The organism is Blastococcus saxobsidens DD2 (genome assembly GCF_000284015.1).
Classification (GTDB): Bacteria; Actinomycetota; Actinomycetes; order Mycobacteriales; family Geodermatophilaceae; genus Blastococcus; species Blastococcus saxobsidens_A.
The window spans coordinates 3,856,626-3,882,227 of record NC_016943.1 but is presented as its reverse complement, the minus strand read 5'-3'; the positions used below and the strand labels follow the sequence as shown (position 1 = coordinate 3,882,227).

Genomic DNA, 25,602 nt, shown 5'->3' with positions numbered 1-25,602 from the left:
GTCAGCCTTGTCGCGTCCGATCCTGTCTTCCCCGCAGGAGATGCGAGATGGTCCACCCCGTGCAAGTCCGGCCCATTGGTGACGACGAGGGCAACCGGCTGCTGCGCATCGTGCGTCGCGACTCCGGGTCGGTGGTGACCTGGCGGCGCGCACAGATGGTGCTGCTGTCGGCGCAGGGCATGCCCGTGCCCAGGATCGCGGAGGTGACGTTCACCAGCCCGGACCGGGTCCGCGACGTGCTGCACAACTTCAACGCCGACGGCTTCGACTCGCTGTATCCGCGCTACGCCGGCGGCCGGCCGCCCAAGTTCGACCTCAAGCAGCGGGCCGAGATCAAGAAGATCGCGCTGAGCCACCCCGGAGATCATGATCTCCCGTTCTCGACCTGGAGCCTGCCGAAGCTGGCCGATTTCCTGGTCGCCGAGGGGGTGGTCGACGACATCAGCCACGAGCGCCTGCGCGTGTTGCTCCGCGAGCAGGGCGTCAGCTTTCAAGCGGTGAAGACCTGGAAGACCAGCACCGATTCGGACTACGAGGCGAAGAAGCACCGGGTGCTGGAGCTTTACGCGATCGCCGACGGCACCTGCTCGCCCGGCCCCGGCGACCCGACCATCGTGTTCTGCGTCGACGAGTTCGGGCCGCTGAACCTGCAGCCCCACCCGGGCAAGCAGTGGGCGCCGCGCGCGGTCGGCAAGGGTGATCAGGGCGCACCACGGCGTCGCCGCCGGCGGGCGACCTACACCCGCCGGCACGGGGTCCGGCATCTGATGGCCGCCCTGGACCTGGCCCGCGACAAGATGTACGGACACGTCACCCACCGCAAGAGCCGTACCCAGTTCCTGGCCTTCTGCCGCTACCTGCGCTCGCTCTACCCCGCCGACGTGCGGATCGCCATCGTCTGCGACAACTTCAGCCCACACCTGTCCACCCAGGTCGATGACCGAGTCGGCCGGTGGGCCGCGGCCAACAACGTCGAGATCGCCTACACGCCGATCTACTGCTCCTGGCTCAACCGCATCGAGCCGCAGTTCACCGCGCTGCGCTACTTCACCCTCGACGGCACCGACCACCAGACCCACCACGAGCAGGCCAGCATGATCCGCCGCTACATCGCCTGGCGGAACCGGCACACCACCGATCCGAAGCTCCGGAAGGTGATCAAGAGAGGCGAGGCCCGCAACAGGGCAAAGGTCGCGTGACGCGGCACTAGTAGCCGGGGCCGACCTGGCCCACCGCGCCGAGCAGGACCCGCAGGGCACTGAGCTGCTCCCGCCGGCGCGGCGCGCCGTCGGCCGCCCAGGCGTCGAGCGCGCAGTCGGGGTCCTCGGCGGTGTGCCCGCAGCCGGGCGGGCACTCGGTCGCCGCCTCCGCGAGGTCGTCGAAGGCGGAGAGGACGTCGTCGGCGGTGACGTGGGCCAGCCCGAAGGAGCGGATGCCCGGGGTGTCGATGACGGTGCCCCCGCCGGGGAGGTCGAACAGCACGGCCGACGACGAGGTGTGCCGGCCCTTGCCGATCTTGCTGACATCGCCGGTGGCGCGGAGCGCGTCGGGCACCAGCCGGTTGACCAGGGTGGATTTGCCGACCCCGGACTGCCCGACGAAGACGCTCATCCGGTCCCGCAACCGGCCGGTCAAGTCGTCCAGCGGCAGCTCCCGGGACATCGGGACGGCGTCGAGGCTCAGCCCGGCGTACCGGTCCAGCAGCGGCTGGGCCGAGGCGAGGTCGGTCTTGGTGAGGCACAGCAGCGGCTCGAGCCCGCCGGCGTAGGCGGCGACCAGGCACCGGTCGAGGAAGCCCAGCGCCGGCTCCGGGTCGGTGACCGAGGTGACGATCACCAGCAGGTCGGCGTTGGCGACGACGATGCGCTCGGTGGGGTCGGTGTCGTCGGCGGTGCGGCGCAGCGACGTCGCCCGCTGCTCGATCACCACGATCCGGGCCAGCGTGTCGGTCCGGCCACTGGTGTCGCCGACCAGGCGCACCCGGTCGCCCACGACCACGCCGTGCCGCCCGAGCTCCCGAGCCCGCATGGCGGTGACGTCGACCTGCCCGCCGTCGGTTCCCTCGACCCGCACGGTCATCCGCCCCCGGTCGACGGCGATCACCAGCCCGGGGACGGCGTCCTCGTGCGTGGGGCGGGTGCGCGTGCGGGGGCGGGAACCGCGCCGGCTGGGCCGGACGCGGACGTCGTCCTCGTCCATCCGCCGGGCGCCGCGCTGGTTGCCGCTCAGCGGATCCTCCCTCGCTCGACTCCGCCCTCGTTCCGCTCCTCGGTCGCTGGCGCTCCCTGCGATGCTCGCTCGGGCGTCGTCTTCGTGCGCCCCGGGTGCCCGCCCAGCAACCCGGCCCACCGCTCCCGGAAGTCCGGGAGCGTCTTGGTCACGGCGCCGGGGTCGGCGACCTGGACGCCGTCGATCGCCAGGCCGAGGACGGCGGCGGCCATGACCATGCGGTGGTCGGCGTAGGAGTCCAGTCGGGCGGACCGCCGCGGTCCGGGCTCGATCTCCAGGCCGTCGGGGAGCTGCCGGACCCGCGCCCCGACCGCGGTCAGCACCTCGTCGAGGGCCTGCAGCCGGTCGGTCTCGTGCCCGCGCAGGTGGGCGATGCCGGTCAGCCGCGACGGCCCGTCGGCCAGCGCGCACAGCGCCGCCAGCACCGGGGTCAGCTCGCCCACCTCCCCGAGGTCGGCGACCAGCGGGCCGATCGTCCCCCTGCCTGCGACCCGCAGCCCGCCCTCGGCGGTGCGGGCGACCTCGGCGCCCATCTGCGACAGCAGCCGGTCCAGCTGGGCCCCCGGCTGGGTGGTGCGCTCCGGCCAGTCGCGCACGGTCGCCCGTCCGCCGGTGACCAGCGCGGCGGCGAGGAACGGGGCGGCGTTGGAGAGGTCGGGCTCGATCACCCGGTCCAGGGCGGCGATCGGCCCGCGGGCGACCCGCCAGCCGCGGTCGGTGGTCGAGACGTCGACGCCGTGCTCCCGCAGCGTCGTCACGGTCATCTCGACGTGCGGCATCGACGGCACCCCGCCGGACAGGGCGAGGTCGACGCCCCCGTCGAAGCGGGCGGCGGCCAGGAGCAGCCCCGAGACAATCTGCGAGGACTCGCTCGCATCCACCGTGACCGCCCCGCCGCGGACACGACCGGTGCCGCGCACGGTGAACGGCGCCCGGCCGCGGCCGCCGTCGTCGACCTCGACGCCCAGGGCGCGCAGGGCGGCGATCAGCCCGGCGTTGGGGCGCTCGCGCAGCCGCGGATCGCCGTCGACGGTCACCGGGCCGTCGGCGAGCGCGGCCACCGGAGGGAGGAACCGCAGGACGGTCCCGGCCAGGCCGGCGTCGACCGTGACCGGACCGCGCAGCGGCCCAGGGCTGACCAGCCAGTCCGCGCCGTCCTCGTCGACGCGCACGCCCAGGGCGCGCAGCGCACCGGCCATGAGGTCGGTGTCCCGCGCCCGGAGCGGCCGGACCAGCCGGCTGGGGCCCTCCGCCAGCGCCGCGAGCACCAGGGCCCGTGCGGTCAGCGACTTGGACCCGGGCAGGGTGACGACGGCGTCGACGGGAGCCGGGTGGTGCGGCGCGGACCAGACGTCACTCACGTGATCAGTCTGCCCGGTCTCCGCGCCGCACCGTCCCTACACCCGTTCAGCCGGCCTGCGGCTTGTCGGCCTTCTTCACCGGAACCGTGCGCACCAGCCGCCGGTTGGCGAACTCGAACATGGCCAGCTCGGAGAGCTCCCGGCCGTAGCCGGACCGCTTCACGCCGCCGAAGGGCAGCTCCGGGGACGAGCCGGTGGGCTGGTTGATCCAGACCATCCCGGCCTCGAGCCGGTCGGCCACCGACCGCGCGCGGTCCATGTCGCCGCTCATCACGGTGGCCCCCAGGCCGTAGACGCTGGAGTTGGCCAGCGTGACCGCCTCGTCGGCGTCCTTGACCTTGTAGACGACGGCCGCGGGACCGAACAGCTCCTCGTGGTAGGCCCGCATCTCCGGCGTGACGTCGGTGAGGATCGTGGGCTCCACGAAGGCGCCCGGGTGATCGGGGCGCTTGCCCCCGGCGACCACGGTGGCGCCCTTGTCGATGGCGTCCTGGATCTGCGCGTGCAGGTCCTGGGCCGCCCGCTCGCTCGACAGCGGGGCCAGCGACGTCGACGGGTCGGCCGGGTCGCCGGGCGCGAAGGTCGAGAATGCCTGCTTGAGGCCCTGGACGAACGGCTCGTAGAGGTCCTCGGTGACGATCAGCCGCTTGGATGCGGTGCACGCCTGACCGGTGTTCTGCATCCGGCCCATCGTCGCGGCCTTGACCGTGGCGCCGAGGTCGTCGGCGTCGAGCACGATGAACGGGTCGCTGCCACCGAGCTCCAGCACCGACTTCTTCAGGTGCTTGCCGGCCAGGGCGCCCACCGCGCTGCCGGCCCGCTCGCTGCCGGTCAGGGTCACGCCCTGGACGCGCGGGTCGGCGATGACCTGCTCGACGTCGGCGATGCGCAGGAAGGTGTTGGTGAAGACGCCCTGCGGCGCTCCGGCGTCGGTGAACAGCTGCTCGAGCGCCACCGCGCACTGCGGATTGATCTCGGCGTGCTTGAGGATGACCGTGTTGCCCAGCACCAGGTTCGGGCCGGCGACGCGGACGACTTGGTAGAAGGGGTAGTTCCACGGCTCGATGGCCAGCAGGACGCCGATCGGCTGGGTCTCGACGACCGCCTCACCCTTGCCCATGAGCGGCTGGATGGCCTGGGGCTGGAGGAAGCCGGGGCCGTTGTCGGCGTAGTACTTCAGGATCATCGAGCACAGGAACAGCTCGCCGGTCGCCTCCTCGCGGCGCTTGCCCATCTCGGTGGTGATGAGGGCGGCGAGGTCGTTCCGGCGCTCGTCCATGAGCTCGGCGACCCGCCGGACGACGGCGGCACGCTCCTCGACGGGGCGGTCGCGCCACTCCTGGTAGGCGGCGTGCGCCCGCTCGACGATGCCGTCGATCTCCGCGGTGTCGGTGAAGGGGAACTCCTTCTCCGTCTCCCCGGTGAAGGGGTTGACCGTGGCGTAGCGCCGCTCGGCGCTCTCGCTCGCGGTCTTCGGGTGCTCGGTCGGTGGATTCTGCGTAGCGGTCACGCGGTGATCCTCGTCTCTCGGCGGTCGTTGCGACAGGGGGGCTACCCCGGGGGCCCGGGTGCACGCACGCTCCGCCCGGTGTCAGCGGCCGCGCCTAGAGTGCCAACGGTCAGCCCGTGCCCGTCGAGGAGGCGCCCATGTGCGGTCGCTACGCGGCCAGCCGCAAGCCCGAGGACCTCGCGGTGGAGTTCGAGGCGGTGCCGGCCGAGGGGCATCCGCCGCTCCCCGCGGACTACAACGTGGCGCCCACGAAGGACGTCTACGTCGTGCGGCAGGCCAAGGAGCGGGACGCCGAGGGCCGGCCGACCGGCGGTGCGCACCGGGAACTGCGCGCGGTCCGGTGGGGCCTGGTGCCGTCGTGGGCCAAGGACCCCTCGGTCGGCAACCGGATGCTCAACGCGCGCGTGGAGTCGCTTCCCGAGAAGCCCGCCTTCCGGAAGGCGGCCGCCTCTCGCCGCTGCCTGGTACCCGCGGACGGCTGGTACGAGTGGGCCAAGCGGCTGGACTCCACGGCCAAGCAGCCGTACTTCATCACGCCCGAGGACGGGTCGGTGCTGGCCTTCGCGGGCCTGTGGGAGGTGTGGGGCCAGGGCGAGGACCGGCTCTACACCTGCACGGTGGTCACCGCCCCGGCGACCGGCGCCCTGACCGAGATCCACGATCGGATGCCCCTGGTGCTGCCTCCCGACCGGTGGGCCGACTGGCTGGACCCGGGTCGGGAGGACGTCGCGGAGCTGGCCCGGCCGACCCCGGCGGACTTCGTGGCCGGCCTCGAGCTCCGTCCGGTGGGTGCGGACGTGAACAACGTCCGCAACAACGGTCCCGAGCTGCTGGCCCGGGCCGGTTCGGTCGCCGCACCCGCTCATCAGGACGCCCTTCCGGTTCCCCTGCGGAGCAGCGACGACCAGCCGGCGCTGTTCTGAGGTGGCCGCCGGACCCGGGCACTCCCCACGCACTCGGAACCTGCCCGCCGACGACCTGCCGCCGGAGCCCCCGCCCCCCGGCGGCGCCCTCCCGACGTGGGTGGCGGCGGCGCTGACCTTCCTCAGCTCGGGGGCGGTCCTCGTGCTGGAGATCGTGGGGCTGCGGCTGATCGCGCCCTACGTCGGCGTCACCGTGCAGACCAGCACCGCGGTGATCGGCTTCGCGCTGGCGGCGATCGCCCTCGGCGCGTGGGTCGGTGGTGCGACCGCCGATCGCACCGACCCCCGCCGCCTGCTGGCCCCCCTGCTAGTCGCCGGGGGTGCGCTGATCGTCGCCGTCCTGCCGCTCGTCCGGTTCACCGGTTCGGCGCTCTCCGGGGCCGATGCCGGTGGTGTGCTCCTGCTGGCCGCGGTCGCGGTCGTGGTCCCTGCGGCGCTGCTGTCGGCCGTACCGCCGATGGTGGTCAAGCTGCAGCTGGCCAGCCTGTCCGAGACCGGGGCGGTGGTGGGGCGGCTGTCGGGCATCGGCACGCTCGGCGGCATCGCCGCGACGTTCGCCACCGGCTTCGTGCTGGTGGCGATTCTCCCCAGCAGCGTCATCCTCGTCGCGACCGGCGCGGTCACCGTGGTCACCGGGCTGGCCGTGGGCCTGGTCCTGCGGCGTGGCACGGGCGCCCGTCCGGTGACCACCGGGCTGCTGGTGCTGGCGGTGGTCGGTGGCGGGCTCGCCGCGGTCGCGCCCACGCCGTGCGAGGAGGAGACCGCCTACCACTGCGCCCGTGTGGTGGCCGATCCCGACCGGCCGTCCGGCCGGGTGCTGATGCTCGACACCCTCCGGCACTCCTACGTCGACCTCGCCGATCCGACGCACCTGGAGTTCCAGTACGTGCGGGCGATCGCCGCGGTCACCGACGCGGTGTTCCCGGCGGGCGAGCCGGTCTCCGCGCTGCACATCGGCGGCGGTGGGCTGACCCTGCCGCGGTATCTGGCCGAGGTGCGCCCGGGGACGGAGAGCGTGGTGGTGGAGGTCGACCCGGGTGTCGTCGCCATGGACCGCGACCAGCTGGGGCTGGAGACGTCCGAGGACCTGCGGGTGCGGGTCGCCGACGGCCGGGTCGGGCTGGCCGAGGAAGCGGCCGGCGAGCGGGACCTCGTCGTCGGCGACGCCTTCGGCGGGCTGTCGGTGCCCTGGCAGCTCACCACCCGGGAGGCGCTGGAGCTGGTGGACCGGGCACTGGCCGACGACGGCGTCTACGCCGTCAACCTCATCGACCACCCGCCGCTGTCGTTCGTCCGGGCGGAGGTCGCCACGCTCCGGGAGGTCTTCGACCACGTGCTGCTGCTCGCTCGTGCACCCGTGCTGGCAGGGGAGGACGGCGGCAACCTCGTCGCCGTCGCCTCGCAGCAGCCGCTGCCGGTCGAGGAGATCGCGGTGGAGCTGGCCGAGCGCGACCTCGCCTGGCGGGTGGCCGGCGGCGAGGAGCTGGACCGGTTCGTCGGCGATGCCGCCGTGCTCACCGACGACTTCGCGCCGGTCGACCAGCTGCTCAACCCCTACGGCTGAGGGAGGACCCCCGCCACCCGCTGGTTCCCGGCGGGGCCCTGCAGAGCGCCGTTTCAGGCGCTCACCTGCCGATCGGCGCGGCACGGGCGCGGGTCAGCCGGACGAGTTCGGCCGGCGACAGCTCCACCTGCAGCCCGCGCCGGCCGGCGCTGACCAGGACGGTGTCGAACTCCAGCGCCGAGGAGTCGACGACGGTGGGCAGCGCCTTCCGCTGACCGAGCGGGCTGATGCCGCCGAGCACGTAGCCGGTGGCCCGCTCGGCGTCTGCCGGGTCGGCCATCACCGCCTTCCGGCCGCCGCCGGCGGCGGCGAGTGCCTTGAGGTCGAGGGTGCCGCTGACCGGTACGACCGCGACGGTGAGGGCGCCGTCGACCCGGGTCACCAGCGTCTTGAGCACCTGGCGGGGGTCGGCACCCAGCGCGGCCACGGCCGCCTCGCCGTGGCCCTGGTCCGCTGGGTGCTCCGCGTCGTACGGGTGCAGTACGTACGCCACGCTCGCCCGCTCCAGGGCCCGCACCGCCGGGGTCGCCGCCACGGCGCCGGAGCCTAGCGAGCTGGCCCCGGCCGGGAATGTCCCCGCCCGGCCGGGCGGTTGCACCGGCCGTGAGCAGCACCCTCTCCAGCACGCGCACGCGGGCCGCGCACCGACGTCCCCCGGGCCGTCCGGACGCAGCACGGCTAGGATCGACCGATGTGGCGCCCCGCACCAGGGGGCCCCAGAGAGGATGGTCGGTGCCTGAGGATTCCGCGGTCGACAACCCCGGCCAGACGCCCGTGGCCGCACCCGTAGAGGTGCCCGAGGCCCGCGAGGGCGGCAGCCGCACGGAGCTGGCCGAGACCCGCGCGGAACGCGATGCGCGGTTCGAGCGGGATGCGCTGCCCTTCCTGGACCAGCTCTACCCGGCCGCGCTGCGGATGACCCGCAACCCGGCCGACGCCGAGGACCTGGTGCAGGAGACGTTCGTGAAGGCCTACTCGGCCTTCCACCAGTTCGCCCAGGGCACCAACCTCAAGGCGTGGCTGTACCGGATCCTGACCAACACCTACATCAACAGCTACCGGAAGAAGCAGCGGCAGCCGCAGCAGTACCCCACCGAGCAGGTGCAGGACTGGCAGCTGTACGCGGCGGAGGAGCACAGCTCCACGGGGCTGCGGTCGGCCGAGATCGAGGCGCTGGACCACCTGCCGGACTCCGACATCAAGGAGGCCCTGCAGCAACTGCCGGAGGACTTCCGGCTGGCCGTCTACCTCGCCGACGTCGAGGGGTTCGCCTACAAGGAGATCGCCGAGATCATGGGCACGCCCATCGGCACGGTGATGTCCCGTCTCCACCGCGGTCGGCGCGGGCTGCAGAAGCTGCTGGCCGACTACGCCCGTGAGCGCGGCTTCGTCCGTGCCGGAGCCGGTGAGGAGGCGAGCCACTGATGGCCGACGAGGCTTCTCAGGCCGGTGGGCCGATCGAGATCAACTCCTGCGACGACGTCCTGACGCACGTGTTCGAGTTCCTCGACCACGAGACCAGCGACGAGCGCCGCGGGCTGATCGCCGAGCACCTCGAGGACTGCTCTTCGTGCCTGCGCGAGTTCGGCATCGAGCAGGAGTTCAAGGCGCTGGTGCGCCGGCGCTGCGGTGGGGACAAGCCGCCGTCGGGCCTGCGGGACCGGATCAAGATGCAGCTGACCACCGTGTCCATCGAGGACGACGGCACCTCGGTCAGCGTCGAGCGGTTGACGATCGAGCGGTCGGCGGAGCGCCCCACCGCATAGGACCGGGAAACGCCAGAAGCCCAGAACCGGTCCGGTTCTGGGCTTCTGGCGCGCAGCCCCTCTGCGTGTAGAGGGGGCCGCTCTCACGCGTCACCGCTGGCGCGTCCCCCGCAAGCGGGAGGTGCCCCCATCCGCGGCCCGGTCCGCTCCTCGCTCGAAGCCGTACGCCGCCTCCGCGGTCGCTCCGCTCCTCGCTCGTTCCTCGCTGCGATGCTCACTCTCTGTCGGCGGCGGCCTCGCTGCGATGCTCCCGGGCCTGTCGTCACGCGTTGGGGCGCTTGCCGTGGTTGGCCTTGTTCCCCTTGCGGGAGCGACGCTTGCGTCCACGCTTGGACATCGCTGCCCTCCTCTCGCACTGCCGGTGGGCCGCTGGGCCCGTGGATCTCGCGGGGCCGGAGCGTGGTGCACGTAGGGTGCACGACGCCGACGAACCCGCCAAGCTGACCCGACAAGCCTCTCACGGGGGGACCCGGCCGTGTGCCGGGCAGGGCGATGCAGGAGGAACAGCAGTGCCGCAGCTGGGGATCGAGACCGTCCTGGTCGCCGGGCGGGGACCGGCGGCCTGCGCCGTGGTCGCCGCCTGCCATCGACTGGACGTCAAGGCCGTGGCGGTGCACAGCGAGGTCGAACGTGCCGCCCGGCACGTCCGGCTGGCCGACGACGCCGTCCTGCTCGGCCCGGCGCCCGCCGCGGAGTCCTACCTGGCCGTCGACCGCATCGTCGAGGCCGCTCGCCGCAGCGGGGCCGACACCGTGCTGCCGGTGCCCCCGGCGCTGGCCGGGAACGCGCGGCTGGCCGGCGCGGTCATCGCTGCCGGGCTCCGCTGGGCGGGCCCCGACCCGGAGGTGCTGGAGCGGCTCGGTGGGGACGGCGTGGAGCCGGCCAGCGAGCGCGGCTTCCTGGCCTGGGTGACCGCCGACGGGTTGCGCTTCACGACCCCGGTGGCCCGCGACCGTGCCGCCGGGATCGCCCGGGTCTCCTGGACGCCCGGCGTCCCGGAGGAGCTGCCGGCAGCGGCCTCCCGGCTGGCGGAGGTGGGCTGGCGGGGGCTGGTCACCGTGGGCATCGCCCCGGACGGCGCGCTCGCCGAGGTCGCCGCCGGATTCTCCCTGGACATGGCCGTGCTGGAGCGGGCGTACGGGGTGGATGCCGTGGAGCTCGCCCTCCGCAGCGCGGGGGACCCGCGGGCGGCCGGCCCGGGCTCCGCGGGGGACACCCCGCCGCGGGCCGCGATCGCCGTCCAGCTGCGGTCGACCCTGCCCCCCGGGACCGCGGGCAGGATCAGCGGTCGCCTCCCGGGCTCCGGCCGCCCGCCGGCGGCCGCGGCCGACGTCGACCTGGTGGCGCGCAGCGGCTACGACCCGGGCGACCGGCTGGACGGCTGGTACGACGCGCTGCTGGCCACGGTGAGCGTGGGCGCCGACGACATCCCGACGGCGGCACGGGTCGCGAGCGGGACGCTCTCGGGGCTGCCCGAGACCGGTGTGCCGCACGACGGACCGGAGGTGTGCGCGGTGCTCGGCCGGCTCGCCTCGGCAGCGACCGTGCCGGGAGCCTGACCAGCGTCCGCCGTGCTTGGATGTGGGCTCACGAACGGCGAGCGCGGGAGGAACCGGTGGCGGTCGAGGAGATCCACGCGGAGATGGTCTCCAGCGTCTGGAAGGTGCTCGTCGCGCCGGGGACGCCCGTGGCGGCCGGTGACACGCTGGTGATCCTCGAGTCGATGAAGATGGAGATCCCGGTGCTCACCGAGCGTGCCGGCACCGTGCGGGAGCTGCACGTGGTGGAGGGCGAGGTCCTCCAGGAGGGCGACCTGATCGCCACCGTCTCCGACGGCTGAGCGCTCTAGAGTTCCCGGCCGTAGACGAGCAGGTCGATGCCGGGTACCGGCGACCAGTCCCGTTCCGGCATCCGGACGAAGCCCAGCCGCCGGTACAGTCGGTGCGCGGCGACCATCCGCGGGTCGGTCGACAGCACCATGCGGCGCCTGCCGGCCGCCCGCGCCCGCTCGAGGCAGGTGGTCACCAGCAGTTCGCCGACACCGCGACCCCGGGCCGCCGGGTCCACCGCCAGCATCCGGAACGCCGCCTCGTCGTCGGTCTCGGTGATCTCGCCGAAGTCGCCGTCGAGCACCAGCGCGACGCTCCCCACCAGCCGCCCGCCGGGGTCGTGCACCACGAGGAGCTCCGACCGGACCGCGCGGCCGGCGACGTCGGCGAGCTGGTGGGTGTAGTCGGGGGAGGCCAGATCGCCGCCGAGGTAGACCCGCACCGTCAGCTCGGCGATCGCGGGGAAGTCCTCGGGCCCGGCGGCGACCACGGCGAGCTGGCTGGGCGGCGGCACGTCCGAAGCGTAGAGAAACACCCCGTCCTCCTCACCCCTCGCTCGCTCGGGGTGCGCCTCGGGACGCCGGCCATAGGCTCGGGGGACCATGAGCAGCCTCTCCGAGCGCCTCACCCGCGGAACGGCGTCGAGCCCCGCGCAGGTCGATCACGCCCGTCGGCTGGTCGCCGACTGGCAGTTGCTGGCCGATCTCGCCTTCGCCGACCTCACGCTGTGGGTGCCGTTGCCGACCGGGGCGTGGTGGTGCGTGGCGCAGGTCCGCCCGCTCACCGCCCCGACCAGCCTGCCGGAGGACATGGTCGGCGCCGAACTCGACGCGGCGGCTGCCGAGGCGTTCGCCGCGGCGCACCGGGACGGGTGCCCGGTCACCGACGGCGAGCCGGACCGGGCCGGCAGCAGGCCGCGACGACGGGAGGTCATCCCGGTCCGTCACGCAGGCGTCGGTGTCGCCGTCCTGGCCAAGGACACCAACCTGGCGGTCACCCGGTCGCCGTCGACGCTCGAGTTCACCTATCTGGACATCGCCGCCGACCTCTGCCTCATGGTGTCCGCCGGCACCTTTCCGCCGGAGAAGCTCCAGGACGCGGAGATGGGCCCCCGGGTCGGCGACGGGCTGGTGCGCCTCGACGGCGCCGGGCGGGTCAGCTATGCCAGCCCGAACGCGCTCTCGGCCTACCGGCGGATCGGGGTGGCCGGCGATCTCGCCGGGGCCGACCTGGCCGAGGTGACGTCCCGCGTCGTGACCGACCGGGTCGCCGGGGAGGCGGCGGCCGCCCGTGTCACGGCGGCGGTGGCCGGGCGGTACCCCGACCCCATGGACGTCGAGGCCGCGAGCGCCACGCTGCTGCTGCGCGCGCTGCCCCTGCAGGCCCCCGGCGCCGATCCGGGTGCCCTCGTGCTGGTCCGGGACGTCACCGACGTGCGGCGCCGAGACCGGGCGCTGCTCACCAAGGACGCGACCATCCGGGAGATCCACCACCGGGTGAAGAACAACCTGCAGACGGTGGCCGCGCTGCTCCGGCTGCAGGCCCGGCGCATGACCGAGCCGGCCGCCCGGGCGGCGCTGGAGGAGTCGGTGCGCCGAGTGGCGTCGATCGCCGTGGTGCACGAGACGCTGGCCGGCAGCCGCGAGGACGTCGTCGACGTCGACGACGTGCTCGACCAGGTGCTGCCGATGCTGGGCGACCTCACCTCCGTGGGCCCGGCGGCCGGCACCCGCCGCACCGGCTCGTTCGGGGAGCTGCCCGCTGCGGCGGCGACGCCGCTGGTCCTGGCGGTGACCGAGCTGCTCCACAACGCCGCCGAGCACGCGTTCGTCGGTGCCGAGCCCGGGACGATCGAACTGGTCGCCGAGCGCGACGGCGACGACCTGGTCGTCCGGGTCCGCGACGACGGGCAGGGCCTGCCGCCGGGGTTCGACCCGATCGACAGCGACGGCCTGGGGCTGCAGATCGTGCGGACCCTGGTGACCAGCGAGCTCGGCGGCAGCCTGAGCATGGGTCCTCCGGAGGGGCGGACCGGCACCGAGGTGGTGCTCACGCTGCCCGGCGGGAAGCGACCGCGTCGCTGACCCGGCCGGCTCCGAGAACGCCGAGGCCGGTCCGGGGACAACCCGGACCGGCCTCGTGGCGGTCAGTGCGATCGCGGTGGTGCAGTGGCCGCGGGGGCGTCCCCCGCAGCCGGTCGTGTTCTCCGGATCAGGCGGTGTGCACCCGGGTCCGAGCCTGACGGCGCTTCAGCGCGCGTCGCTCGTCCTCGGAGAGCCCACCCCAGACACCGGAGTCCTGACCCGAGCGCAGGGCCCAGTCCAGGCACGGCTGCACGGCCGGACAGCGCTGGCACACGGCCTTCGCCTGCTCGATCTGGACCAGGGCCGGGCCGGTCGTCCCGATCGGGAAGAACAGCTCCGGATCCTCGTCCCGGCAGAGCGCGCGGTGGCGCCAGTCCATGGCGTTGTACTCCTCGATGTCGTCTACGGATTTTGCGTCAGTCGCCTGCTCGGTCCGCCTTCGCCGGGCCGACACCGGTGTACCCAGCGCCATGGCGGCAGCGACTTTCCGCTGTGTTACCGACAGGTTGCGTTCCAGCAGCGATGTTTTCACGGCACGGACGCCTGTCAAGGGAAACGGGCTGAGGGCGGACCCCCGCGTGAGCAACCTCACCATGGCCGTGATAGGCCCGCCACTCGGCGGGACGAATCTCGCCGCGCCGGCGCGCAAGAAATCGGATCAGGCCACTACCCGGAGCGCATCCGGCACGTTCTCGATGCGCAGCCCGGTGGCGGTCCCGAGGTGGTCGCCGTCGACCTGCCAGCCCTGCGGGCGCTCAGCCGTCAGCGTGAGCTGCCGGAGGTCGTGCCGTCGGTGCAGCCCCCGGCCCCGGAGGTCGGGCTCCTTCGCCATCGTCTGCCGCAGCGCCCGCAGCATCCGGGCGGTGCTCGTGCGGCCGAGGGCGAACACGTCGAGCCCGGTCTCGAAGGACGCCTCGGGCGTCGGGTTCACCGGGCGCGCGCCCAGATACGTCCAGGGACTCACGTTGGAGATCAGGCAGAGGAACAGCCCGTCCAGGTCGGGTTCGCCGGGCACTCGCAGGCTCATGGCCGGACGGCGCCGCTCCCGGCCGAACAGGAAGGCGCTGGTGGCCTCGCGTACGTACAGCGCCCCGGTGGACCGCCGTCCCTGGGCCCGGCGGGCCTCCACCCGGGCGATGACGTCGGCGTCGAAGCCGAATCCGGCGGCGAAGACGAACCAGCGTGGCGCGGTCCACCCCGACTCGTCGGCGTCGGCCCGGGCCACGGCCTCGGCCACGGCCGGCGCGACACCGCTGACCGCCGCCGTGCTGGTGCCCGTGGCGCGCGCCGTGCCCAGCGACACCATGCGGGTCCGGCCCGCCCGGAGCGCGGCCAGGATCTCGGCGGTGGCCTCCACCGGGTCCCGAGAGCGGCCCAGGGCGCGGGAGAAGACGTTCGTCGATCCGCCGGGGACGACGGCCAGGGTGGGCACCGCCGGCCCGGGACCGTCGCTCAACAGGCCGTTGACCACTTCGTTGACCGTCCCGTCGCCGCCCAGGGAGACCACGACGTCGATCCCCTCCGCCGCGGCCTGGGCGGCGAGTTCGCGGGCGTGCCCGCGGTGGCCGGTCTCGGCGACGTCGACCTTGAGCTCGCTGGCGAGAGCGCCGACCAGCACGTTTCGCATGTTGGCGGTCGTGGTGGTCGCCGCAGGGTTGACCACCACGAGCGCGCGCATGCCGCCAGGCTATCCAGCGGCGCCGGACGGCCGTGGGAGGAAGCGGGGAAGCCGGGCCGGGGGCCGGATGTGCCGCGTAGTCTCGCCGTCGTGACCGAGGACCGCAGCGCGCCGTCCCCGCCGCCCCGTCGCCTGGCCGACCGGTTGTTCGGCGCCGCGGCGGCACAGCCGGCGCCGCGCCCCACGCGGCCCGCGACCGAGGCGCCGGCGTCCCTGCGCCGGGCGGCGCTGGCGGTCGCCCTCGAGGCGCTGGCCTTCGCGCTCGGCGCCCTGGTCCTGCTGTTCCTGACGCTGACCGGGAGCCCGGAGAGCGTGCCCCGGGCGCTGGCCGAGGTGGTGCTCGCCGCCGTGGTCGCGGGCGTCCTGGGTGCCGGGGCCCGCGGTCTGTGGCGGGTGGCCGGCTGGGCCCGGGGGCCGGTGATCGCGCTCCAGCTCTTCCTCGGCCTGACCGGCTTCACGTTCGCGTTCTCCGCCCAGCTGCCGCTGGTCGGCCTGCCGGTCCTCGCGCTCGTGGCCACGGTGCTCTACCTGCTGGCGACCCCGGAGTCCCGGCTGGTCTATCTCGACCGCTGAACCACGGCCCGGCCCAGGCACGGGAGCGCGCCACCGCCCAGGCACGGGAGCGCGCCACCGCCCAGGCATAGGAAGCTATGCATACGGAAGGCGCCCCAAGACCATAGGCACAGGTTCCTATGCCTGGGTCAGATCAGGTCGATCACGTCGGCGATCGAGTCGCACACCCGGCTGGGGCGGAACGGGAAGCGGCTGACCTCGCTGGCCGCGGTGGAGCCGGTGAGCACCAGGACCGTCTCCAGCCCGGCCTCGATCCCGGCCACGACATCGGTGTCCATGCGGTCGCCGACCATCATCGTGGATTCCGAGTGGGCCTCGATCCGGTTCATCGCGCTGCGGAACATCATCGGGTTGGGCTTGCCCACGAAGTAGGGCTTCGCGCCGGTGGCCGCGGTGATCATCGCGGCCACCGAGCCGGTGGCCGGCAGCGGGCCCTCGGGGGAGGGGCCGGTCACGTCCGGGTTGGTCGCGATGAAGCGGGCGCCCTTGGCGACCAGGCGGACGGCGCGGGTGATCGCCTCGAAGGAGTACGTGCGCGTCTCGCCGAGGACGACGTAGTCCGGATCGGTGTCGGTGAGCGTGTAGCCGGCCTCGTAGAGCGCGGTGGTCAGCCCGGCCTCACCGATGACGTACGCCGAGCCGCCGGGCAGTTGGGAGGTGAGGAAGTCCGCCGTGGCGAGGGCGGAGGTGAAGATCGCCTCCTCGGGCACCTGCAGCCCGCCGCGGGCCAGGCGGGCGGCGAGGTCGCGCGGCGTGAAGATCGAGTTGTTCGTGAGCACCAGGAACCGGCGACGACGTTCGACGAGCCGGTCGAGGAACTCCCTGGCTCCCGGCAGGGCGTTGCCCTCGTGGACGAGGACGCCGTCCATGTCGGTCAGCCAGCACTCGATGGGCCCGCGCTCGGTGGTCACGCGGCGAACGCTAGCGCTTCCGGTCACGGCCAGGTGGTCAGCACCTCGGCTCCGTAGTGGGCGGCCAGCGTGACGACCCGCTCGGGGTCGGGTGCACGGTCGTGCGGCGGCAGGGTGGGGGCGGTGGCCGGCTCGCCCAGCTCCACGAACAACCGCTCCACGCCGCCGGGCGTGCAGAGCGTGAGCATCCGCACCTCCTCGGACTCCACGGTCAACAGGTGCGGGACGTCCCGGGGGCAGAACACCAACGAGCCGGCGCGGGCGCGGAAGAGGTCGTCGCCGGCCTGGACGGTGAGCTCGCCGGCCAGGACCAGGAACGACTCGTCCTCCCGGTGGTGGACGTGCGGCGGCGGCTCGGCCCCCCGGGGCAACCGCTCCTCGAGCAGGCTGAAGGCGCCGCCGGTCTGCTCGCCGGTGGCCAGGACGGTCAGCAGCTCGCCCAGGGACCAGTACGCGGGGGCGTCGTCACGGTGCACGGCGAACGGTCGAGGCATGGCGCGCTCCTCGGGGGACTACCGGGTGGCGGCATCGTGCCGCTCTCGGGCGCGCCGGTCCAGGCCTCGGTGCGTGTCTCAGCGGCGGTCGGCGGCGAAGGAGCCCAGGGCGCCGTCGGTGAGGCGGAAGACCGTCCACTCGTCCATGGGGACGGCGCCGGCGGCCCGGTAGAACTCGATGGACGGGGCGTTCCAGTCGAGCACCGACCACTCGAGCCGGGAGTATCCCCCGTCGACGCAGACCTGGGCGAGGGTGCGGAGCAGCTCCCGGCCCAGGCCGCTGCCGCGGTGCTGCGGCTGGACGTACAGGTCCTCGAGGTACACCCCGTGGGTGCCGCGCCAGGTGGAGAAGTTCAGGAACCACAGGGCGATGCCGACCACGGTGCCCTCGTGCTCGGCCACGTGGCCGAACAGCGCCGGGGAGTCGCCGAACAGGCATGCGGCGAGTTGCTCCTCGGTGAGGCGCACCTCGTGCAGCGCCTTCTCGTACTCGGCCAGTTCGCGGACCAGGCCGACGACGGCGGGTACGTCGTCGGCGCGGACGGGGCGCACGCTCATGAGAGGACCTCCTTCAGCCTCGCCGGCAGCAGCCCGGCCAGCGGAGCGACGACCGGCACGAGGACCGGCGCGAACAGGTAGCCGTAGGCCAGCAGGCAGAAGGTGACCACGGGCCAGAGGGCAAGGCCGACGACCAGCAGCACAGCAGCGGCGATCAGGCCGTAGGGGCGCCCGCTCTTGGGGCTGACCAGCGACCGGAACGACCGGAACCGGATGTTGGTGACCATCAGCACCGCCGGCAGCGCCACGACCAGCAGCACCCAGAGCCGGTCGCGGCCCTGCATGGAGTCCCCGAAGGCGAACACCGACGCCAGCACGATGCCGGCGGCGCCGGGGCTGGGCATGCCGATGAAGTACCGCTTGTCCGCCGTCGGGTCGATCGTGGTGTTGAACCGGGCCAGCCGGATCGCCGCGCAGGCCACCCACAGGAAGCAGACGACCCAGCCGAGCGGGTCCCACTCGTCGCGGCCCTCGGAGAAGAGGGTGAAGGCCAGCAACGCCGGCGCCAACCCGAAGGACACCAGATCGGCCAGCGAGTCGAACTGCAGGCCGAAGGGCGTCACGGCCCCGACCAGGCGGGCGACGGCGCCGTCGGTGATGTCGAAGAGCACCGAGAGCCCGATCAGCACCGCGGCGAGGGTGTACTGGCCACGGATCGAGACCAGGATGGCGGCGAAGCCGCAGAGCATGTTCGCGAGGGTGAACAGGCTGGGAAGCGTCGCCAGCGCTCGGCGCCGGCTGCCCCGCACCGAGCCGCGGACGAATTCGACGGTGGCCGTCCGGCGCGTCTGCGGCGGGCGTTCGCCGGATGCGGAGCTGGGCACGCGACGCTCCCTCAGTTGGTCGAGGGCCAGCGGGCGATGACGGTCTCGCCGCCCCGCACGCGCTGCCCCTTCGTCACGGTGATCGTGCACTCGGGCGGCACGAACACGTCCATGCGGGAGCCGAACTTCATCAGCCCCATCCGCTCACCGGTCTCCAGCGACTGGCCGGGACCGGTGCGGGTGACGATCCGCCGCGCCAGCACACCCACGATCTGCCGGAAGACGACCGTGCGCTCGCCGTCACGCAGCCACAGCTCGCTGCGCTCGTTCCGGTGCGCCGACTCCTTGCGGTACGCGGCGAGGAAGCTCCCCTTGCGGTAGGAGCTCTCCACGACCTCGCCCCGGTAGGGGGAGCGGTTGACGTGCACGTCGACCACCGACAGGAAGACGCTGACCTGCTGCCAGTCGCCCTCGGGTGCGACGCCCGCCTGCGGCTCGCCGGCGACCATGACCACACCGTCGGCGGGGGACAGGACGTCGTCGGGACCGGCCGGGGTGGTGTCGCACCGGCGGTCGGGGTCGCGGAAGAAGAGCGCCATGTAGGCGGACATGCCGAGCAGGGGCCAGGCGGCCAGGCGAGGCCAACGACGGCCCGTGGCACGGCCTCCTGCAGCGAGCAGGGCGGCAGGGGCCAGCGGTCCGGTGATGAAGGGCCACCCGGCGGGGTCGATGCGCATCGTCCTCAGACCGTACCGGCCACACCCCGGGTCGGTTCGGACGCCGGCCGGTTCAGGCAGGTCCCGAGGCGATCTCCGGGTCGGCCCCCTCCTCGGTGGTGCGCGCTCGGGGCGGCCCGCCGTACCAGTCGAGGCAGATCATGGTGGCGTCGTCGCGGAGATCGCCGCCGGTCTCCTTGAGGACGGCCCTGCCGAGGGCGTGGACGACCTCCCGCGGATGCTGGTCGGCCGTGTCGGCGAGAGCCTGCGCGACGTCGAGGTCGACTGCGTTCCGCTCCTGCATGCCGTCGGTCAGGAAGACGATCCGGTCACCGGGCTGGAGCGGGAAGGACTGCACGTCGAAGGACTTGCCGGCCACGACACCGAACGGCGGGTCGATCCGCAGCTCGATCTCCTCGACCCTGCCGTCGCGCAGCCGCAGCGGGAGGACGTGCCCGGCGTTGACGATCACCCCGGTACCGGCGTGCAGATCCACCCGGACGAGCTGCCCGGTGACGAACTGCCCGGGGCCCGCGTGCTGTACGAGGGAGTCGTTGGCGTACCGGGCCTGGTCGGCCAGATCCATGCCCCGGCGTCGCCCGTTCCGCAGGGCGCCCACCAGCAGCGTGGCCACCAGGGCCGCCGCCACCTGGTGGCCGACGGCGTCGGTGATCGAAAGCTGGAGGCAGTCGCGGTCCTGCGTGTAGTCGAAGGTGTCCCCGCCGACCGAGCTGGCCGGCTCCAGCCAGCCGGCGAGGGTGAACTGGCCGGCCTCGCACGTGTAGGACGCGGGCAACAGCCGGCGCTGGATCTCCGCGGCCAGCGCGAAGGGCGTCGAGCGCTGGCCCCACTCGAACACGTCGGTGTGCCGGCGGGCGGCGATGACGACGTAGGCGAGCGCATGTGCCGCGCTACGGACGTCGGCCACCTCCTTGGCGGAGGGATACCGGGCCAGCTCGAGTTCGATGACGCCGATCGCGTCGCCGCGGTCGGTGACCGGCACGACCATGACAGCCCCGCCGCCGTCCTCCCGGACGTCGGCCTCCTGCGTCCGCAGGACCCGCTCGTAGACGGTGCCGGCCAGCGGCAGCGTCTCGGCCTGCTCGATGCCGTGCCCGCGCGCGCACTCGACCAGCGCGCCGGAGGTCAGCCGGACGACGGCCCGGCCGCTGAAGTCAGCGATCAGCAGGGTGACGCCGCGGGCCTCGACCATCGCGCCGAGAGCGTCGGCGACGGCTTCCACCGCCTCGATGGGCGCAGCTGCCTCCACCTTCTGGAGGAGATCTCCGACGTCGATCACGAAGTCCTCCGAACCGCGCATGGGCCGACCCTAGGCGCACGTACGGCAGCGCTGCGGCCGGTACGGCGCACGCGACGCTGCTGCCGGACCACCGTGTGGTGGTCCGGCAGCAGCGGATGGCGCGGGGAACGTCAGGCGGCGGCCTTCGTCTCCCAGAAGATCTTGTCGATCTCGGCGATGTAGTCGAGCAGCTTCTGGCCCTCGGCGGGGTCCATGCTGCCCTTGCCGCCGGCCGCGCCGGCCTGCTTGGTGGCCTTGTTGAACAGCTCGTGCAGCTGCGGGTACTTCTCGAAGTGCGGCGGCTTGAAGTAGTCGGTCCACAGCACCCACAGGTGGTGCTTGACCAGCTCCGCCCGCTGCTCCTTGATCATGATGGCGCGGGTGCGGAAGACCGGGTCATCGTTGGCCTGGTACTTCTCCTGGATGCCCTTGACGGATTCCGCCTCGATGCGGGCCTGGGCCGGGTCGTACACGCCGCAGGGGAGGTCGCAGTGCGCGGTGGCCTCCACGGCGGAGAACATGCGGGTGAGACGCATGAAGATGCCTCCGAAGGTCGTGGGGTTGTGTCGTCTGCGACCCTACTCGCGGTGATCGACGGCGACAGTGCGAGAGAGCACGCGAACGGCCCGGTGCAGCCGCTGCCGAGTGCGTGGGCCCTGGTGCGGGTGAGCGGGCCGTCGATGTCCCCGACCGTGCGCTCCGGTGATCGGCTGCTCGCCCGCCGGGTGCGGCCGGGGAGCCGGCCGGCGGGGCGGGTGCGGCCGGGCGACGTCGTCCTGGCCGGGTTTCCGGCGCGGCCGGAGCTCCTGGTGGTCAAACGGGTGCGCCGGGCCGTCGCCGGCGGGCACTGGGTCGAGGGCGACAACCCGTTCGCCACCGACGACAGCCGCTCGTTCGGCCCGGCCGTGGTCGTCGGCCGGGTCGTGGGGCGGCTGTGGCCGCGGCCGGGCCGGCTGCCCGGGCGGCCCTAGGCATGGCGTAGCGCCGCGTACCGCGCGGTGCACTCCGCCAGGGTGGGCAGCAGGCCCTGCCGCCGGGCCTCGTCGAGCGGGTGGGGGGGGGGGGGGGGGGGGGGGGGCACGGTCCTGGCCGACAGCTCCCGCTCCACGTCGGCGGCCACGGCAGCACGACGTGCGCCCCGCGCAGGACGCCTCGGAGACGCTGTGTCGTCCTGGGCGAGGGGCAGGCGGGTGTCCCAGGAGCTGGGACAGCACGTCGGCGTTGTACCGCTGCGTGAAACGTCCACGCGTATCACCGTGCCGTACCAGGTCCAGCACGTAGCCGTCGGGAACGGCGAGTGCGCGCATCTCCACGTCGCCACCGTCGCGACCGGAGCCCGCCCGATCACCGTTACGCTGCTGTGCCCATGAGCGGAAATGCCGGGCCCGAGCAGCACGTCAGCAGCGACCGCTTCGCCGACGACCCGGCGTTCGCGGTGCACGAGGGCGGCAAGCTCTCCGTAGCCGCCATCCGCTCGATCGCCTCGATCGCCGATCTCGCGCTCACCTACACCCCCGGTGTCGCCCGGGTGTCCAGCGCCATCGCCGCCGAGCCGGAGCTCGCCCGTCGGTTCACCTGGGCGCCGCGCGTGGTCGCCGTCGTCTCCGACGGCACCGCGGTGCTGGGGCTCGGGAACATCGGCCCCGCAGCGGCGCTGCCGGTGATGGAGGGCAAGGCCTGCCTGTTCAGCGAGTTCGCCGGGCTGTCCTCGGTCCCCATCGTGCTGTCGACCACCGACGTCGACGCGATCGTCGAGACCGTCGCCGCGATCGCCCCTTCCTTCGGCGGCATCAACCTCGAGGACATCAGCGCCCCCCGCTGCTTCGAGATCGAGGCCCGGCTGCGCGACCGGCTGGACATCCCGGTCATGCACGACGACCAGCACGGGACGGCGATCGTCGTGCTCGCCGCGCTGCGCAACGCGGCCAAGGTCGTCGGCCGGGAGCTCTCCGACCTGCGGGTGGTCGTCGCCGGTGCCGGTGCCGCCGGTGTGGCCTGCACCAAGATCCTGCTGGAGGCGGGGGTCGGCGACATCGCCGTCGCCGATTCGCAGGGGATCCTGCACCCGGGGCGCGAGGCGCTGACCGGCACCAAGCAGTGGCTGGTGGATCACACCAACGAGGCCGGCTTCGCCGGGTCCATGGTCGGGGCGCTCGAGGGCGCCGACGTCTACGTCGGCGTCTCCGGTGGCACGGTGCCGGAAGCGGCGATCGCCTCGATGGCCGAGAACTGCATCGTCTTCTCGCTGGCCAACCCCATCCCCGAGGTCGATCCGGAGATGGCGGCGAAGTACGCCGCCGTCGTCGCCACCGGTCGCAGCGACCTGCCGAACCAGATCAACAACGTGCTGGCGTTCCCCGGCGTCTTCCGGGGTGCCATCGACGCCGGCGCGACCGGCATCACCGAGGAGATGAAGCTCGCGGCCGCCACCGCGATCGCCGACGTGGTGGGGGAGGACCTGCGGCCGGACTACATCGTGCCCAGTCCGCTGGACCGCCGGGTCGCCACCGCCGTCGCCACCGCCGTCGCCGCCTGCGCCCGCGAGCAGGGCATCACCCGCTGACGCTGGGCCGGTAGACCCGGCCGAGCACCCCGGCCAGCAGCCGCTCGGCGACCGGCCGGGGCAGCGCGGCGACCAGTGCGTGCACCGGGGCCATGCGCTCGGGCAGCGCGCCGCCGGCGACCCCGGCGAGCTCCAGCAGCGCCTCCACCTCGGCCACGGTCAGCGCCGCCGGGTCGATCGTCGCGGCGGCGGCGACCAGGTCGCGATCGGGGACGGGACGGGGGAGCGCGGCCGCCGATCGCGCGGCGTCGGCGAGGTCGGTCAGGAGCGCGTCCACCCGACCGGCGGTCGCGGCGGTGACCGTGAGGTGCAGGGTCGCCGGCAGCTCGCCCGCGGGCTGGGCGAACGGGGGCTGTGGCTGGAGCAGCCACCCGCGGGCGGTCATCTCGTCGGCGAGGTTGAGCACGTCGACGCCGTCCGGCCCGTCCTCGGCCAGCGCCACCAGCGTGGCCACCGGCCGGCCGACCACCCGCAGGCCGCGGATGCCGGCGACCCCGTCGGCGAGCTGCACCGTGGCCTGCCGGGCGCTCCGGGCCAGCTCCCGGTAGCCGCCGGTGCCCAGCCACCGGTGCACTGCCCACGCCGCCGCCATGGCCCCGGCGGGCCGGGTGCCGGCCAGGGTCGGGTTCACCACCGGGTAGCCGGGCCAGCCCGCGGTGCTGAACCAGTGCGCGTGCCGCAGCTCCGGCGTCGCGGTGAGCAGCACCGAGACGCCCTTGGGTGCGTAGCCGTACTTGTGCAGGTCCACCGACAGCGACGTCACGCCGGTCACCGACAGGTCGAACGGCTCGGGGACGTCGTCGAGGAAGGGCAGGATCCAGCCGCCGATGCAGGCATCGACGTGGCAGGGCACTCCGGCGGCGGCCGCCAGCCCGGCGATCTGGCCCACCGGGTCGAGCACGCCGTGCGGGTAGGACGGGGCGCTGACGACCACCAGCACCGTCCGCTCGTCCAGCTGCCGCACCACCGCCGACGGGTCGGCCCGGCAGGTGTCGCGGTCGACCGGTATGTCGACGACCTCGATCCCGAACAGGTGCGCGGCCTTGCGGAAGGCCGCGTGCGCGGTGACCGGGAGCAGCAGCCGGGGGCGTCCGGTCCCGCCCCGGGCCCGCCACTGCTCGCGGGCGGCGAGGACGGCCAGCTGGCAGCTCTCCGTGCCACCGCTGGTCAGCGTGCCGACGGCGTCCGGTCCGCCGCCCAGCAGCGCCAGTGCCGCGCCGACGAGGTCGTTCTCGATGCGGGCAACGCTCGGGAAGGCGGTCGGATCCAGCGCGTTGGTCCACTGGAACGCCACCTGGGCGGCGGCGGCCAGCTCGTCGACGTCCGGACGCCCGGAGTCGTAGACGTAGGCCATCGTCGCGCCGCCGTGGGTGGGCACGTCGCCGGACTGCAGCGCGGTGAGCTCGGCGAGCACGTCCTGCGGGTTCACGCGGGGACCTCCTGGGTGGGGACGGGATCGAGCCGGTAGCGGGCGAGGACGGGCAGGCTGAGCAGGACGAGCAGGGCCGGGACGACGCTGAGACCGAGCTCGACCGTCACGGCGGCCGCCGTGCCCTGGGTGACCACCTCGTCGCCCGTGGAGGAGACGTATCCGGCCAGCGCCAGCAGGCCGCCGAGCAGGCCGGGGCCGATCGCCAGGCCGAGGGTCTCCGCCGCGGTCCAGACGCCGGTGAAGACGCCCGCCCGGCGCTGCCCCGACGTCGCCTCGTCGGCGGCGATGACGTCGGGGAGCATCGCCAGCGGGAACATCTGCATGCCGGCGTAGCCGATGCCGACCAGGACGACGGCTGCATACGCCCCGGCCGGACCGAAGTCGTCCCAGACCACCACGCTCCCGGCCCCGAAGACGAACACGGCCGCGGAGAGCAGTAGCCCCTTGCGCTTGCCGAGACGGCGGCTGACCCGCAGCCACAGCGGCATGACCAGGATCGCCGGCGCCACGAGCGCGACGAACAGCACCGTGCCGGCGGCCGGGTCCCCGAGCACCTGCTCCGAGTAGTAGGGCACCCCGGCCAGCATCACGCCGATGCCCAGCGCCTGGAGGACGAAGCCGGCCAGGAGCACCCGGAACGGCCGGGACCGCCACGCCAGCCGGAGGGTGGGCAGCAGCCGGGCCTCGCTGCGCACCCGGGTGAGCGTCGGCGCCCGCCGCGTCCCGGCCACCGCGCCGAGCATGCCGAGCGCGAGCAGCAGGGCGACGAAGACCGCCATGGCCAGGTAGCCGCCCCGCCCGCCGCCGAATGCGTCGACGACGGCCGGTGCCCCCGCCCCGGCCAGCAGGATGCCGAGCGCCAGGGCCGCGACCCGCCAGGACATCAGCGTCGCCCGCTCACCCGGATCGTCGGTGATCTCGGCCGGCTGGGCGACGTAGGGCACCTGGAAGCAGCCGTAGGCGGTCGCCGCCAGCAGGAAGGTGACCGCCACCCAGCCCGCCGCCAGGGCCGGGGGAGCACCCGGCCCGGCGAAGACCAGCACGAACAGCAGGGGGAGGGTGACCCCGCCGGCCAGCATCCACGGGCGGCGGGGCCCCCAGCGGCTCTCCGTGCGGTCCGAGCGGCTGCCGATCCACGGGTTGAGCAGCACGTCCCAGGCCTTCGGCGCGAAGACCACCAGCCCGGCGATCCCCGCGGCGACGCCGAGCACGTCGGTCAGGTAGTACAGGAGCAGCAGCCCCGGCACGGTCCCGAACGCCGCCGTCCCGACCGATCCCAGCGCGTAGCCCAGCTGCGTGCCCCGGGACAGGCGAGGGATCGAGGGGACGGCGGTCACAAGATCGAGA

General features: G+C 73.7%; 28 protein-coding genes. 11 read left to right on the top strand and 17 right to left on the bottom strand.

Annotated elements, in window-relative coordinates; all coding sequences use genetic code 11:
• Window positions 1-47 precede the first annotated feature (47 nt).
• Complete coding sequence (locus BLASA_RS18350; protein WP_014377716.1) at window positions 48-1,199, top strand: IS630 family transposase; 1,152 nt, start codon at window positions 48-50, stop codon at window positions 1,197-1,199.
• Window positions 1,200-1,206: 7 nt separating this feature from the next.
• Here the strand turns inward: BLASA_RS18350 and rsgA are convergent, their stop codons facing one another.
• Genes rsgA through BLASA_RS18335 form a run of 3 tightly spaced genes read right to left on the bottom strand, consistent with a single transcriptional unit; the run spans window position 1,207 to window position 5,100 of the window.
• Entirely contained in the window at window positions 1,207-2,199 is a 993-nt protein-coding gene (rsgA, locus tag BLASA_RS18345) for a ribosome small subunit-dependent GTPase A (RefSeq protein ID WP_014377715.1), read from the bottom strand.
• Window positions 2,200-2,225: 26 nt separating this feature from the next.
• Window positions 2,226-3,590 carry a 3-phosphoshikimate 1-carboxyvinyltransferase gene (aroA, locus tag BLASA_RS18340; protein WP_014377714.1) on the bottom strand — a complete coding sequence of 455 codons (1,365 nt, stop codon included), beginning with the start codon at window positions 3,588-3,590 and terminating at the stop codon, window positions 2,226-2,228.
• A 46-nt stretch (window positions 3,591-3,636) separates the two neighbouring features.
• The gene (locus BLASA_RS18335) at window positions 3,637-5,100 is read right to left on the bottom strand and encodes an NAD-dependent succinate-semialdehyde dehydrogenase (RefSeq protein WP_014377713.1); all 1,464 of its coding nucleotides are present in this window, start codon (window positions 5,098-5,100) and stop codon (window positions 3,637-3,639) included.
• Window positions 5,101-5,237: 137 nt separating this feature from the next.
• Between BLASA_RS18335 and BLASA_RS18330 the strand changes: the two genes are divergently transcribed.
• Together BLASA_RS18330 and BLASA_RS18325 are read left to right on the top strand one after the other, a co-directional pair.
• Window positions 5,238-6,023 (top strand): SOS response-associated peptidase, encoded by a 786-nt coding sequence (locus tag BLASA_RS18330; protein ID WP_014377712.1) that lies wholly within the window; start codon window positions 5,238-5,240, stop codon window positions 6,021-6,023.
• Window position 6,024: 1 nt separating this feature from the next.
• A complete protein-coding gene (locus BLASA_RS18325; protein WP_014377711.1) occupies window positions 6,025-7,587 on the top strand; it encodes a fused MFS/spermidine synthase in 1,563 nt (520 codons plus the stop codon).
• Between the two features lie 61 nt (window positions 7,588-7,648).
• Here BLASA_RS18325 and ybaK read toward each other — a convergent pair whose 3' ends face one another.
• Window positions 7,649-8,122, bottom strand: coding sequence for a Cys-tRNA(Pro) deacylase (gene ybaK / locus BLASA_RS18320; RefSeq protein ID WP_014377710.1), 474 nt, complete (start codon window positions 8,120-8,122; stop codon window positions 7,649-7,651).
• Between the two features lie 197 nt (window positions 8,123-8,319).
• On the opposite strand from ybaK, the gene BLASA_RS18315 reads away from it, so the two are divergent.
• Window positions 8,320-9,012, top strand: coding sequence for a sigma-70 family RNA polymerase sigma factor (locus tag BLASA_RS18315; RefSeq protein ID WP_014377709.1), 693 nt, complete (start codon window positions 8,320-8,322; stop codon window positions 9,010-9,012).
• Window positions 9,012-9,353 (top strand): mycothiol system anti-sigma-R factor, encoded by a 342-nt coding sequence (rsrA, locus tag BLASA_RS18310; protein WP_014377708.1) that lies wholly within the window; start codon window positions 9,012-9,014, stop codon window positions 9,351-9,353. Before BLASA_RS18315 ends, rsrA begins: the two co-directional genes overlap by 1 nt.
• Before the next feature lie 262 nt (window positions 9,354-9,615).
• On the opposite strand, the gene BLASA_RS26600 is transcribed toward rsrA, so the two are convergent.
• Window positions 9,616-9,690, bottom strand: a complete 75-nt coding sequence (locus BLASA_RS26600; RefSeq protein ID WP_014377707.1) for a 50S ribosomal protein bL37 — start codon at window positions 9,688-9,690, stop codon at window positions 9,616-9,618.
• A gap of 172 nt (window positions 9,691-9,862) precedes the next feature.
• On the opposite strand from BLASA_RS26600, the gene BLASA_RS18305 reads away from it, so the two are divergent.
• On the top strand, window positions 9,863-10,912 hold the full coding sequence (locus tag BLASA_RS18305; RefSeq protein ID WP_014377706.1) for a biotin carboxylase N-terminal domain-containing protein: 1,050 nt from the start codon (window positions 9,863-9,865) through the stop codon (window positions 10,910-10,912).
• A gap of 56 nt (window positions 10,913-10,968) precedes the next feature.
• On the top strand, window positions 10,969-11,193 hold the full coding sequence (locus BLASA_RS18300; protein WP_014377705.1) for a biotin/lipoyl-binding carrier protein: 225 nt from the start codon (window positions 10,969-10,971) through the stop codon (window positions 11,191-11,193).
• Between the two features lie 5 nt (window positions 11,194-11,198).
• Here BLASA_RS18300 and BLASA_RS18295 read toward each other — a convergent pair whose 3' ends face one another.
• Window positions 11,199-11,717: a GNAT family N-acetyltransferase gene (locus BLASA_RS18295; protein ID WP_014377704.1), complete on the bottom strand. Its 519-nt coding sequence runs from the start codon at window positions 11,715-11,717 to the stop codon at window positions 11,199-11,201.
• 67 nt (window positions 11,718-11,784) lie between these two features.
• On the opposite strand from BLASA_RS18295, the gene BLASA_RS18290 reads away from it, so the two are divergent.
• Window positions 11,785-13,266 carry a sensor histidine kinase gene (locus tag BLASA_RS18290; protein WP_014377703.1) on the top strand — a complete coding sequence of 494 codons (1,482 nt, stop codon included), beginning with the start codon at window positions 11,785-11,787 and terminating at the stop codon, window positions 13,264-13,266.
• Window positions 13,267-13,393: 127 nt separating this feature from the next.
• Here BLASA_RS18290 and BLASA_RS18285 read toward each other — a convergent pair whose 3' ends face one another.
• Both BLASA_RS18285 and BLASA_RS26355 read right to left on the bottom strand, forming a co-directional pair.
• The gene (locus BLASA_RS18285; protein ID WP_041775839.1) at window positions 13,394-13,645 is read right to left on the bottom strand and encodes a WhiB family transcriptional regulator; all 252 of its coding nucleotides are present in this window, start codon (window positions 13,643-13,645) and stop codon (window positions 13,394-13,396) included.
• A 279-nt stretch (window positions 13,646-13,924) separates the two neighbouring features.
• Window positions 13,925-14,944 carry a diacylglycerol/lipid kinase family protein gene (locus BLASA_RS26355; protein WP_014377701.1) on the bottom strand — a complete coding sequence of 340 codons (1,020 nt, stop codon included), beginning with the start codon at window positions 14,942-14,944 and terminating at the stop codon, window positions 13,925-13,927.
• 90 nt (window positions 14,945-15,034) lie between these two features.
• Between BLASA_RS26355 and BLASA_RS18275 the strand changes: the two genes are divergently transcribed.
• On the top strand, window positions 15,035-15,517 hold the full coding sequence (locus tag BLASA_RS18275) for a hypothetical protein (protein WP_014377700.1): 483 nt from the start codon (window positions 15,035-15,037) through the stop codon (window positions 15,515-15,517).
• Between the two features lie 128 nt (window positions 15,518-15,645).
• On the opposite strand, the gene BLASA_RS18270 is transcribed toward BLASA_RS18275, so the two are convergent.
• From BLASA_RS18270 to sodN, 7 genes are all read right to left on the bottom strand, one after another.
• Window positions 15,646-16,428 (bottom strand): HAD-IIA family hydrolase, encoded by a 783-nt coding sequence (locus BLASA_RS18270; RefSeq protein WP_014377698.1) that lies wholly within the window; start codon window positions 16,426-16,428, stop codon window positions 15,646-15,648.
• Between the two features lie 23 nt (window positions 16,429-16,451).
• Window positions 16,452-16,922 carry a quercetin 2,3-dioxygenase gene (locus tag BLASA_RS18265; RefSeq protein ID WP_014377697.1) on the bottom strand — a complete coding sequence of 157 codons (471 nt, stop codon included), beginning with the start codon at window positions 16,920-16,922 and terminating at the stop codon, window positions 16,452-16,454.
• Between the two features lie 78 nt (window positions 16,923-17,000).
• Entirely contained in the window at window positions 17,001-17,480 is a 480-nt protein-coding gene (locus BLASA_RS18260; protein WP_014377696.1) for a GNAT family N-acetyltransferase, read from the bottom strand.
• Entirely contained in the window at window positions 17,477-18,304 is an 828-nt protein-coding gene (pssA, locus tag BLASA_RS18255; RefSeq protein ID WP_014377695.1) for a CDP-diacylglycerol--serine O-phosphatidyltransferase, read from the bottom strand. The genes BLASA_RS18260 and pssA overlap by 4 nt, the downstream gene beginning before the upstream one ends.
• 11 nt (window positions 18,305-18,315) lie before the next feature.
• Window positions 18,316-18,981 carry a phosphatidylserine decarboxylase gene (locus BLASA_RS18250; protein ID WP_014377694.1) on the bottom strand — a complete coding sequence of 222 codons (666 nt, stop codon included), beginning with the start codon at window positions 18,979-18,981 and terminating at the stop codon, window positions 18,316-18,318.
• 52 nt (window positions 18,982-19,033) lie between these two features.
• Window positions 19,034-20,281, bottom strand: a complete 1,248-nt coding sequence (locus BLASA_RS18245; RefSeq protein WP_014377693.1) for a PP2C family protein-serine/threonine phosphatase — start codon at window positions 20,279-20,281, stop codon at window positions 19,034-19,036.
• A 110-nt stretch (window positions 20,282-20,391) separates the two neighbouring features.
• The gene (sodN, locus tag BLASA_RS18240) at window positions 20,392-20,796 is read right to left on the bottom strand and encodes a superoxide dismutase, Ni (RefSeq protein ID WP_014377692.1); all 405 of its coding nucleotides are present in this window, start codon (window positions 20,794-20,796) and stop codon (window positions 20,392-20,394) included.
• Window positions 20,797-20,847: 51 nt separating this feature from the next.
• Here sodN and BLASA_RS18235 point away from each other — a divergent pair, with 51 nt between their 5' ends.
• A complete protein-coding gene (locus BLASA_RS18235; protein WP_014377691.1) occupies window positions 20,848-21,231 on the top strand; it encodes a S26 family signal peptidase in 384 nt (127 codons plus the stop codon).
• Window positions 21,232-21,626: 395 nt separating this feature from the next.
• On the top strand, window positions 21,627-22,823 hold the full coding sequence (locus BLASA_RS18225) for an NAD(P)-dependent malic enzyme (protein ID WP_014377690.1): 1,197 nt from the start codon (window positions 21,627-21,629) through the stop codon (window positions 22,821-22,823).
• Here BLASA_RS18225 and BLASA_RS18220 read toward each other — a convergent pair.
• On the bottom strand, window positions 22,813-24,252 hold the full coding sequence (locus BLASA_RS18220; RefSeq protein WP_014377689.1) for a pyridoxal phosphate-dependent decarboxylase family protein: 1,440 nt from the start codon (window positions 24,250-24,252) through the stop codon (window positions 22,813-22,815). The two genes, BLASA_RS18225 and BLASA_RS18220, sit on opposite strands and share 11 nt — an antisense overlap.
• The gene (locus BLASA_RS18215) at window positions 24,249-25,592 is read right to left on the bottom strand and encodes an MFS transporter (protein ID WP_014377688.1); all 1,344 of its coding nucleotides are present in this window, start codon (window positions 25,590-25,592) and stop codon (window positions 24,249-24,251) included. Before BLASA_RS18215 ends, BLASA_RS18220 begins: the two co-directional genes overlap by 4 nt.
• Window positions 25,593-25,602 lie beyond the last annotated feature (10 nt).